The sequence below is a fragment of the Lentibacillus kapialis genome, assembly GCF_014646635.1.
Classification (GTDB): Bacteria; Bacillota; Bacilli; order Bacillales; family Amphibacillaceae; genus Lentibacillus; species Lentibacillus kapialis.
Genome location: NZ_BMNQ01000006.1, coordinates 89,495 through 100,060, shown reverse-complemented (window position 1 = coordinate 100,060; position 10,566 = coordinate 89,495). Strand labels below are relative to the sequence as shown.

Genomic DNA, 10,566 nt, shown 5'->3' with positions numbered 1-10,566 from the left:
TGAAATGTGTGGAGGGGAAATGTATCCAGCGTATTATAATGGCGTACATGGACAGGAATATAAATTATCGGATTTTCTCTAACGAAGATAGAAAAAAGACCGGGCCGCACTTTGCCCGGTTTTTCTTATTTGTCGTAGTCTACAGCGATTCCAGCATAATCTACAGCGATTTTAAGCTAAACTACAGCGATTATAGCGTACTCTCCAGCGATTTCAGGGTAAACTATGGCGGTCCGCTACGACTCCAACGATTATGCCAAGCAATAGCAAAAAAAGGATGTCGTGATATCCGCTGTGATGGGTGTAACGGATCGCCTTGCTCATCAGCGCTGCACCACCGAAAGACCCACGATCCCAAGCACCACCAATAAAACGGGAACCGGCAAATCACTTTGCTGTAAAAACAATAAAGCCGATTAACAGTAATAAAATAACCTGTAAGGAAAACATGACGATGCTGCTTGTCATGGTGGTCTGTTGCTTTTGTCTTCGTATATGCCTAAAATGGGTAATAAACTAATAGTTCGAAGGGAACGTCACAATGGGGATTACCACAAGAGGTCTGCGATTTGTCATCTTTCTTTATGCCCTGCTGTATTTCATTACTTATTTTCTGGAAAACAAAACTTTAATTGGATTGCATGCAATCATCGGCTTCATCATGCTGCTTTTGGCGGTTGTCCACTTAAAAATATATCATTTCAAACTACCGCTTTTCTTATTCCTGACAGGATTCTCACTTATGTTGGTGTTTGCAGATGGATCTATTCTCGAAAATCTTCAAAACGGACTGCTGCAAATGAGCAATATTATCGGCCTGTTGGCTGTGGTTCCGATGATCAGCTGGGTATTGCGGTCTGAGCCATATATTGAGGAAATTATTGGCCTGGCACATAATTTTCTCGATACGAGCCGAAAATTTTATACCGGTGTCATGGCTTTTACACATATCATTTCATATTTCTTACTGTTTGGTGCAATCCCGATGATGTATCACTTTGTGAATGACATATTGAAACATCAACGCGGGGAAGTATGGGAAAAATTTAAAGGAACAGCATTGCTGCGTGCATTCGCCTTATCAACTCTATGGGTGATCAGCATCCCCAGCTTTGCATTTGCAGTGGAGGCACTGAATGCTTCATTGTCCGTCACAATTTTACAAGGCTTTTTAGTGACAGCAGCTGCGATGATCGTGGCAATCGTTTTTTCTTATTTTGAAGAAAAGCATTACGCTATTGATTTGACAGCTGAAATTAAAACGGAAATCAATACAGTGCTTGAAAACTCTTCAAATAAGAAGCAGCAAAAGCATAAGACGCTGGAATTTGGCTCGTTGTTTATCACGCTTTTCGGTACGATTTTTCTGGCATACGACATGCTTAATGTGGAACTGATGATGCTGATTCCCATTGTCATTATCATCTGGTCCGGCATTTATTTTCTGGTCAAGAAACGCCCTAAAAGGCTGATTTCCGAAATGAAGGAGTACTATCTGAATGAATTGTCACAGCAGGCATATCAATTCAGCGTGCTAACATCGGCGGGTGTCATGATATTCAGTTTGAACCAGACGGGTATTGGTAAATTGATTGTCGAGAGTATCCATGCGATTCAGGGTATATGGCCATTCATTAACATATTATACTTTTTACCGCTGATTGTTGTCGTGCTTGGCTTTATGGGGCTTGGACCGCTCACCGTGATGGTTCTCGTAGCTGGTATCCTTGAGAGCATTTCCTTACCATATGCCCCTGAGCTGGTTGTTCTTTCGGTGACGTCCGGAAGTGCTATTTCCATCTTGCTGTCGCCGCTGATCATGCCGGTTATTGTATTGAGCCACACGAACCAAATGAGTCCATTAAAAAATGGGTTCAAATTCAATTATAAGTACGCTATTCTGTTGTATGTGATGGTGCAAGTTTATGTGCAGTGGATGGTGAGTACTTAAAACGTTCGTGCCAACACGTTTGAAAAGGAGTCCTCCCATGAAAATTGTCGTAACGGCAGACACCCATTTAAATAAAACCGGAAAGATGCCATCCAGGTTGATCTATGAACTTCAATCAGCTGATTTGATCATCCACGCAGGTGACTGGAAGACAGATTGTGTTTATAACGAGCTTGCTCAATTTGGCGAAGTGGCCGGTGTCTATGGAAATCTTGATAGTAATGACATACGGGAGCAAATGCCTGAGAAACAAATCCTGACTATACAAGGGTTTACCATTGGTGTTGTTCATGGGCATGGGGACAAAAAGACAACTGAAAAGCGGGCGATTGAAGCATTTGCGGATGAGCAGCCGGATGTCATTATTTTCGGCCATTCGCATATTCCTATAATTCGGTATTTCAAAAAACAGCTGTTGCTCAATCCGGGTTCACCGACGGATAAGCGGGCACTTCCGTATTACTCATTTGCGATACTTGAAATGACGGGGGAAATCCATGCGGAACTTATATTTTTCGGCGATAAAAGCTAACGCGTTTTAAAACACAAGGTGAAATAATTTGATAGCATGATTGAAGGCTGTTGACCAAAATCTATGGTTGACAAATTAGATGTCATTTTGACGTCAGCAGTCGCTTCGGAAAAACACTAGTGTGCTCGTCGTGTTGCAAGTTTTTCGGTGAAGCAGCACTCCTCGCAACTCGTAGCTCATTCGGTGGATGTTTCGCTCGTCGCTTTCCGTGGGCTTGTCCTCAGCCTCCTCGAAAAAGAAGGTCGCTTTTTCTGCGGGGTCTCCACACTGCGCATTCCCACAGGAGTCTCCGTGTTTTTCCTCCGCTAGCTAGTTTCACTACTATATTCACTCATTCATTTCAACCATAGATTTTGGTGTTGACCATGATTGAATTTCAAAACGTGTTAGACTTATTCGTTCGCCTATTTCTCGGTTGCTCATGTAGCTAAAAGTGTAGACCCAGAAGTTCCAATTCACATATTTAACAATTTTTTTCAACTTAAATGTGAAATATATGTGACAAAAATAAGGAAAGTTTGTTACAATAATAGTAAGAATCCGCTTACATTTAAAATGGAGATGATTGGAATGGGTATCATTTTAATGTTTATGCTGCTGTCAACGGTAACCCCATTTATTTTCCTGCAGCTGCATAAAAAGATTTTTGCAGGTGTCCAGTCGGTGCTTATTTTAGGTATGTGGCTTTACTTTATACAAGTGATGTTTGTTGCCGTTCCAACTGTTTTTTCGATCACTTGGCTTATGTTTTATGCAAGTCTGATATTAGCTGAAGTGGCATGGGTGATGTTTATAATTGATGCTGTAAAAACAGCTGATCAGTACAGAAAAGGTTACCATAAAAGGGAAATTCTAAACTAATTTGAATTTAATCAGTATATTAGAAAAACTCAGGCCTAGCCCCAGTTTATAGTGAGTACCGAAGTTTTTCTAATAAGGTTATCCATCATTTATTCATTCTGACGTTATAAAAAACCTCTTCCCTTAATTAAGAGAAGAGGTTTTTTATTACAGAATCAGTTCTGATGCTGTTCCTGTTGTTGTTCTGGCTGACTGTCTCCGCCGCCATTATCATAATGGAATCCAAATGACATCGTGAACAATGAACCCGCAACCAGAATGACTGCTATGACGGCTGCGTGGAACATCATATTCCATGGAGCATGACCAGCCCCTCGTTCAGTAATGTGCATGAACATAAACAGTTGAATGGCGGCTTGGAGCACAGCCATGGTCAGGATTGCAATGATAATCCACATCACCGGCAGGCTCGAGCGAAGGGCTGTCCACGCTGCGAGCAATGTCAGAGTAATCGACAGTGCGAATCCTACAATATGCTGAATAGGAATTTTTCTGGACTGATTTGCCATATTATATCACCATTCCAATCAGATAAACACCTGTGAAAATGAAAATCCAGACGACGTCTAAAAAGTGCCAGTACAAACCGAGGATAAAGACTTTCCTGCTAGTGATGGATGTGATCCCCCGCTGGGCGAACTGGATCAATAGCAAGATAGCCCATCCGCTTCCGAGTGTTACGTGAACACCGTGCGTTCCTGCCAAAATGAAGAAGGCGGACCAGTATGCACTTGACTGAAGTGTTGCCCCTTCATGTGCATAAAGGATAAATTCATGAATTTCCAGTCCGATAAAACTGAGCCCTAAAACCAGTGTAATGGCCAGCCAAATAACGAGACCTTTGACTGAGCCGCGGCGCATCTCATGAATGGCAATGCCACATGTAAAACTGCTGATAAGCAGTATAAAGGTCATAATGAGTACACTGCCCGGTTCAAATAGGTCGGAGGGAAGCGGCGAATCCGCTGTCCGACCGAACAGAACAGCATATGTCGCAAATAATGTGCCAAATAATGCAATCTCAGCTGCAAGAAAGATCCAGAAACCGACAATGCCCAGTTCACCTGACTCTGTACGGTATTCAAGCGGTTTGGCGTTTGACTCTTCTGTACTCATGCTATAACCCCCTTGCCGAGCGCTCAGTCTCGATAATTTCTTCTGAACTGATATGATAACCCTCATCGTAATCAAATGAGCGGATAATCATCATTATGATGCCACCAATCAGACCGGCAGCTGCTAGCCAGATCCACTCAAAGACAAGGAAGAAGCTGGCTAATGTTAATATACCCATCATGATGAACGGCTTGCCGGTATTACTCGGCATGTGAATCGGTTTGACCTTGGATTCATCATAAGGTGATTCGCCCCTTTCCTTCATTGTCCAGAAGGCATCCAGAGAATCTACATGCGGTACGACAGCAAAATTGTACTCAGGCACAGGGATTGGTGTTGCCCATTCAAGCGTTCTGCCATTCCAAGGATCACCGGTTTTTTCGCGTTCACTGTAACGGTAACTGTAATAAATATTGTAAACAAACACAGCGAAACCGATTCCCATGCCAAATGCACCAACTGTCGAGACCACGTTCAGGTTAAACCATTCCGGAACGATGTGGAATACACGGCGCGGCATACCGTCCAGTCCCAGGAAGTATTGAGGTAAGAAACAAACGTGAAAACCGATTACGAAAAACCAGAAGGCGATTTTGCCAATTCGTTCATTCAATCTGTGGCCAAACATTTTTGGATACCAGTATATCAGTCCGGCAAAACAAGCAAACACAGTTCCTGCAATCAGCACATAGTGGAAGTGTGCAATAAGGAAGTACGAGTTATGGAACTGGTAGTCAGCGGCGGCCATACCAAGCATAACACCTGTTACACCGCCCATGACAAAGCTGGGAATAAACGCCAGTGCCCACATCATGGGAACGGTGATCTGTATTTTTGATTTATACAGTGTTGCCAGCCAATTGAATATCTTCACGCCGGTCGGTACCGCTATCGCCATTGTTGATACCGAAAAGACGGAGTTAACAAACGCGCCTGCCCCCATCGTAAAGAAGTGGTGAACCCAGACGAGGAAGCTCAATCCGGCGATTAAAATGATCGACCAAACCATGACGCTATAACCGAATAATTGTTTTCGGGCGAATGTGGCAATTACTTCGGAAAAAATGCCAAATGCCGGGAGCACAACAATGTATACCTCCGGGTGCCCCCACATCCAGAATAAATTTGCCCACATCATCGGGAGTCCTTCACCAGTTAGCGTAAAGAACTGAGATCCGAAAATACGATCAATCGTTAACAGTGCCAGAGCAACTGTTAAGATGGGGAACGCAAACACGATGATAAACATCGTTATCAGTGATGACCAGCTAAAAATCGGCATTTTAAATAAGGTCATGCCTGGCGCTCGCATTTTCAAAATCGTAACCATTAAATTGACCCCTGTTGCCAGAGTGCCAATACCGGATAACTGCAGACCCAGGAGGTAAAAGTTTTGTCCCGGCCCCGGGCTCATAGCAGCTCCGGCAAGTGGGGTGTAACTTGTCCAACCTGCATCGGGGGATCCTCCGATGACAAATGATATGTTAAATAACATAGCACCAAAAAAGAACGCCCAGAAACTTAACGCGTTCACATATGGAAACGCAAAGTCACGCGCCCCGATCTGCAGCGGGACAGCAATATTCATTAAACCGATGAGAAACGGCATCGCCATGAAAATAATCATGACAGTTCCATGTGTTGTAAAAATCTCATTATAATGCTGTGCATCCAGAAAGTTCATATCCGGAAAAGCTAGCTGTGTCCGCATCATTAGGGCGTCAGCTCCGCCGCGGAACAGCATTGCCAATGCACTTAGAATATACATAATTCCTATTTTTTTATGATCAACGGTGGTCAGCCACTCACGCCACAGCCATCCCCACTTTTTAAAATAGGTCAGCAGGAAAATAACGGCACTCGTAACAAGTGCAATGGCGACCATACCTGCGTATATGAGCGGTTCTCCGGTCACAAAAAATTCATCTAGCTGCATAAATGCCCACCTTCTTTTCTCGATCACTCGTGATTATGGTTCTTGCCATTTTTGAGATGGAGTTTTTTGCCGTAAGCATCCCAGTGCCGCTTAACAGCATAGTCACTGCCTTCCATGGATCCATGATCGACCCATTGGAGATGTGTTGATGAAAACTCCTTGGTATCGTCCAGAATTCCAGGTTCCAACAAGTTGTTGTATTTACTCTGTGTCAATTTAGGTGCTGAATGTTGTGTTTGTTTAACCCATTCATTGAATTCGCTCTTTGATTCAGCATGAACTTTAAAGGTTTGTTCAGCAAAACCTTCCCCATTAAAGTTGGAGTTGCGACCTTGGTAAACACCGTTCTCATCAGCCTGGAGATAGAGGGTTGTCTGCATACCGGCCATATTATACTTTTGTCCGCCCAGCGCAGGAATCCAGAGTGCCGACATTGAATCGGCTGATGACAGACGGAATTCAACTGAGCGATCTTTTGGTATATGCAAGTAGTCGACTGTTTCTATTCCTTGTTCCGGATAACTGAAGAACCATTTCCAATCAGCAGCTGTAGCATAAATGACAAGCGGTTCTTCTTCTGCAGATGACTCTGCTGGTTTTTCCAAGTCGAACAGGGTGTTGACGGTTGGGATGGAAAGACATGTGACAATAATGACCGGAATGATCGTCCATATTGTCTCAATTGTTTTATTCCCATGCATATCCGGTTTGTAATCTTTCGGATCCCGCCCCGGTTTGTCGCGATATTTGATCACCATAAAGGTGAACAGAACAAAAACGACAACAATGATGCCCATCATAAAATAGAGCGAATAAATAATCAGATCTTTCTGTTGCTCACCAACCGGCCCTTTTGGATCCATGACGGTCAGTTCGCTACACCCGCTAAGCATCAGAATAAGCGGAATAGACAGGAGTAAAATCCATTTCTTTGAATATTTTCTGATATGTTTCATGAGGCAGCCCTCCGTAATAAACCTGGAAAATTTCCCGTTTAAGAATAAAGTGATTGATGACGTTTCTGTACAATTCTATCAAACTGAATTCCCGTTTAGGGTGACTGTCAATCAATCGTTATGAATTGTTCATGATTTTGTATTGTTTTATTCAAAAAATGTTCAAAAAGGGAGAGAGAAATACGTGTAGGGCGTGGGGAAAATCACAAATAACGACTGATATGTCTTTAGTCATATCAGTCGTTATTTAAAAGTATAATAGTCAGTCATCCGTGGTAGTACGTTTGAAACAAACATACATAAACAGTACCGCACCGATTACCCAAATGGTTATAATGCCCAGCGGAAGCCATGATGCCGAATCGTGTAATTCCATTGCTTGCATGATGGGAAATGCGCCAGCGATTTTAATGGCCATACTGTCTTCGGCAATACCGAGAAATTGAATCATTGGTGTGAAGCCGAACAAGAACATAATCGGCATCAGGTAAGCAGATGTGGCAGCCAGCGATTTTGAAAATAAACCGATACCGATTCCAAGGAATAGAAAGAACAAGAACAACAAAATTAGCCCGAGAATTGCCCTTATGCTCAAAAACGGCTCAATCCCGATGATGGCAAGCGAAACTGTAAGCGAAATGAAAGTTATGAGTCCGGTAACCAAACTTTTTCCGATAATGATATCCAGAAATGAAGCAGGTGACAGAATCAGGCCGCGCAGTGTTTTCTTTTCGTTTTCTTCGGCCATCATGGTCATCATGACACTTGATGTTACGGCTGAGAACGTAACCCCGACCACCAGATAGATGATAAGGATTGGGAGTTCCTTGTCTCCGTCGCCCATTCGGCTATAAAGAAGTGCCAGGACGATTGGAATCACTGGCATCATCAACAGCATCATATTTTTCATAAAGTCTTTCATATCTTTTTCAAATATGGCAGATATGCGTTGAACATTCATTATACGAGCTCCTTTCCGGTTACTTTTAAAAAGATTTGGCCCAGTGTCGGGTTGTCCGTGTGCAAGGCTTTCACCTGCCCGTTTGCAACCAGTTCGCTTATTTGATCAGCATTCTCGCGTTTGTTTTCAATGACTATGCGTTCACCTGCAAAAGTTTCCACATGAAAAGCGTGGGTAGAATATTTGTAGCGGAGTGCGTCCGGGCTGTCCAATTCCTGCAGTTCACCTTTGTGTAGAAATGCTACACGGTCACATAACTCAGTTGCTTCTTCCATGTTATGAGTTGTTAAGAAAATGGTTGTACCAGCTTCATTTAGCTTTTGGAGTCCACGGTGAATTTGTGCCGTATTCCCCGGATCTAATGCAGAAGACGGTTCATCCAGAAAGATGAGGTCCGGTTTATGCATGAGTGCTTTTGCCAGCAAGACCCGCTGCTTCATCCCTTTTGACAGTTTCGAAACGGTTTTGTTCCGTTCATCTTTCAAATTCACTTCGCGGAGTATTTCGCCAATATGGCTAAGCGGCGCATTGTAAAGCTTGCAGAACAGCTTTAGATTGTCATGGACAGTCAACCGTTCATATAATGAACTGTTATCAGATAATATCCCGATTCCAGATTTAAAATCGGGTGTTCCAAAAAACTTCGAGTCAATTCCGAGAACATTCACATCGCCGTCGGTTTGTACAAGTTCGCCGGTCAAAATTTTGATGGTTGTTGTTTTGCCTGATCCGCTTGGTCCAAGAAGCCCAAATATTTCGCCTTGTTCTACATTAAAACTGACATGTTTGATGGCAGCATGTGAACCAAATACTTTTTGCATTCCTTTTACTTCGATTGTGTTTTCCAACTGAAAACCTCCTCGTATGGTACTGCATTCATCGTAGCCCATATTGCAGGAGAATGCAGTCATATTTGAGCGGAATGTACCAACGGGAGGGTGAAATGTAGCGGATTAATGGTGAAAATGCAGTTGCTTTAGTCCTGTGTTGACGCCTCTTGGCGATGAACAGTATCTATTTCAGGCTGAATTTTTCCTGGATATCCTGAATTTTGGTCCGTGAGAGCGGAATGGTGGACTGTAATGTGTTATCTATTTTGAGTGAGTAGGTGTTTTTCGACCATGTAATGATTTCGCGCACCTTTTGCAAGTTCACGATATATGACCGGTGGCACCGGTAAAACCCGTATACTTCCAGTTTCTTTTCGATTTCAGCTAGTGTGGAGTCCATGGCGTATGATTCGTCATTAATGACAAGCATGGCTTTCCCATCCTGACTTTCTATGTAATCAATCTCAGGAGGGTCAAATAAAATCATTTTTTCGTCCACTTTTGCCGGGATCTTGAATAAACTGGCAATCGTTGGCGTGCGACTGCTTTTAATATCCGATACTTCTTCTTCACCGTCGTCGATTTCAATCGGTTGCAATCCTGATTTCTGCAGTTTGTACGCGGCATCACCGAGCAGCAGCGCATGTTCCATGTTGGAAACCAAAACAAGGACGGGCATGTGATGGTCCTTGAGTTTCTGCAGCATGTTGATAAATGTATTGATGGTTCTGATATCCACACCATGAATTGGCTCCCGGAACACCATCGGACTGACGCCGCTCATAAAATATTTAGCATAATGGACCCGGCGCACATCGGAAGCTGAGCACATATGAAGTGACGTTTTGGCGCAGCTTTGCAGTTCAAATAGCACAAGAATCTCAGGTATGGGCGTTTGACAGCCGAACCATTTATGGTAAAAAGCGATATTGGCTTCAACTGTCAGGCGCTGGTATAAGCCATCCTCCTGGTCAAAGATAGGAATATGACCGTTGTTTTGAAGAACCTTCACCAATTCAGCTTGTATATCCGTATCGCTGTAGATGGCTGCAACATAGGAATCATCTATGGTAAGGGAAAATGTGGGAAGCGACGTGCTGTTTATCATGTCATAATCAATTTTAAAATGTGCCATTTCCATGCTCCTGTTCAATAAGTCATTCAACTAAAATTAGTATAACATGAAGTGCTTCATCTGGATTTAATATTTAAAACTTTAAAATTGACAGCACAGACACCTGAAACGCTTTTATCTACAGCGATTATTGGTCAAACTATAGCGATTCTGGCATGATCTATAGTGATAATCGGTCAAACTACAGCGATTCTTCATCAATCTATAGCGCACACCTACATTTTTATCAAAAAGAGGTTATTCACCCAGCTTCACCCCGGGCAGCAAACCCGGGTGAAATCTCATAGC

The 10,566-nt window shown here is 43.0% G+C and carries 10 protein-coding genes; 3 read left to right on the top strand and 7 right to left on the bottom strand.

The features are described from left to right. Nucleotides 1-541 precede the first annotated feature (541 nt). From IEW67_RS04490 to IEW67_RS04480, 3 genes are all read left to right on the top strand, one after another. Nucleotides 542-1,951: a hypothetical protein gene (locus IEW67_RS04490; protein ID WP_188631862.1), complete on the top strand. Its 1,410-nt coding sequence runs from the start codon at nt 542-544 to the stop codon at nt 1,949-1,951. Nucleotides 1,952-1,988: 37 nt separating this feature from the next. Next, nucleotides 1,989-2,483: a metallophosphoesterase family protein gene (locus IEW67_RS04485; protein WP_188631861.1), complete on the top strand. Its 495-nt coding sequence runs from the start codon at nt 1,989-1,991 to the stop codon at nt 2,481-2,483. Between the two features lie 570 nt (nt 2,484-3,053). Next, the gene (locus tag IEW67_RS04480; protein ID WP_188631860.1) at nt 3,054-3,344 is read left to right on the top strand and encodes a spore morphogenesis/germination protein YwcE; all 291 of its coding nucleotides are present in this window, start codon (nt 3,054-3,056) and stop codon (nt 3,342-3,344) included. A 155-nt stretch (nt 3,345-3,499) separates the two neighbouring features. Here the strand turns inward: IEW67_RS04480 and qoxD are convergent, their stop codons facing one another. From qoxD to IEW67_RS04445, 7 genes are all read right to left on the bottom strand, one after another. Next, nucleotides 3,500-3,853, bottom strand: coding sequence for a cytochrome aa3 quinol oxidase subunit IV (gene qoxD, locus IEW67_RS04475; RefSeq protein ID WP_188631859.1), 354 nt, complete (start codon nt 3,851-3,853; stop codon nt 3,500-3,502). Nucleotide 3,854: 1 nt separating this feature from the next. Then, complete coding sequence (gene qoxC, locus IEW67_RS04470; RefSeq protein WP_188631858.1) at nt 3,855-4,460, bottom strand: cytochrome aa3 quinol oxidase subunit III; 606 nt, start codon at nt 4,458-4,460, stop codon at nt 3,855-3,857. Nucleotide 4,461: 1 nt separating this feature from the next. After that, nucleotides 4,462-6,396 carry a cytochrome aa3 quinol oxidase subunit I gene (qoxB, locus tag IEW67_RS04465; protein WP_188631857.1) on the bottom strand — a complete coding sequence of 645 codons (1,935 nt, stop codon included), beginning with the start codon at nt 6,394-6,396 and terminating at the stop codon, nt 4,462-4,464. A gap of 23 nt (nt 6,397-6,419) precedes the next feature. Then, nucleotides 6,420-7,352 carry a cytochrome aa3 quinol oxidase subunit II gene (qoxA, locus tag IEW67_RS04460; RefSeq protein ID WP_188631856.1) on the bottom strand — a complete coding sequence of 311 codons (933 nt, stop codon included), beginning with the start codon at nt 7,350-7,352 and terminating at the stop codon, nt 6,420-6,422. A 262-nt stretch (nt 7,353-7,614) separates the two neighbouring features. Then, nucleotides 7,615-8,313 carry an ABC transporter permease gene (locus tag IEW67_RS04455; RefSeq protein WP_188631855.1) on the bottom strand — a complete coding sequence of 233 codons (699 nt, stop codon included), beginning with the start codon at nt 8,311-8,313 and terminating at the stop codon, nt 7,615-7,617. Next, a complete protein-coding gene (locus tag IEW67_RS04450) occupies nt 8,313-9,161 on the bottom strand; it encodes an ABC transporter ATP-binding protein (RefSeq protein ID WP_188631854.1) in 849 nt (282 codons plus the stop codon). Before IEW67_RS04450 ends, IEW67_RS04455 begins: the two co-directional genes overlap by 1 nt. 166 nt (nt 9,162-9,327) lie before the next feature. After that, a complete protein-coding gene (locus IEW67_RS04445) occupies nt 9,328-10,278 on the bottom strand; it encodes a response regulator transcription factor (protein ID WP_188631853.1) in 951 nt (316 codons plus the stop codon). Between the last annotated feature and the right edge of the window lie 288 nt (nt 10,279-10,566).

Excerpts from the sequence above, each read along its gene's own strand:
- IEW67_RS04480 (WP_188631860.1), top strand. The coding sequence starts at position 3,054 with ATGGGTATCATTTTAATGTTTATGCTGCTGTCAACGGTAACCCCATTT.
- qoxA (WP_188631856.1), bottom strand. The coding sequence starts at position 7,352 with ATGAAACATATCAGAAAATATTCAAAGAAATGGATTTTACTCCTGTCT.
- qoxB (WP_188631857.1), bottom strand. The coding sequence starts at position 6,396 with ATGCAGCTAGATGAATTTTTTGTGACCGGAGAACCGCTCATATACGCA.
- qoxC (WP_188631858.1), bottom strand. The coding sequence starts at position 4,460 with ATGAGTACAGAAGAGTCAAACGCCAAACCGCTTGAATACCGTACAGAG.
- IEW67_RS04490 (WP_188631862.1), top strand. The coding sequence starts at position 542 with ATGGGGATTACCACAAGAGGTCTGCGATTTGTCATCTTTCTTTATGCC.
- qoxD (WP_188631859.1), bottom strand. The coding sequence starts at position 3,853 with ATGGCAAATCAGTCCAGAAAAATTCCTATTCAGCATATTGTAGGATTC.
- IEW67_RS04455 (WP_188631855.1), bottom strand. The coding sequence starts at position 8,313 with ATGAATGTTCAACGCATATCTGCCATATTTGAAAAAGATATGAAAGAC.
- IEW67_RS04485 (WP_188631861.1), top strand. The coding sequence starts at position 1,989 with ATGAAAATTGTCGTAACGGCAGACACCCATTTAAATAAAACCGGAAAG.
- IEW67_RS04445 (WP_188631853.1), bottom strand. The coding sequence starts at position 10,278 with ATGGCACATTTTAAAATTGATTATGACATGATAAACAGCACGTCGCTT.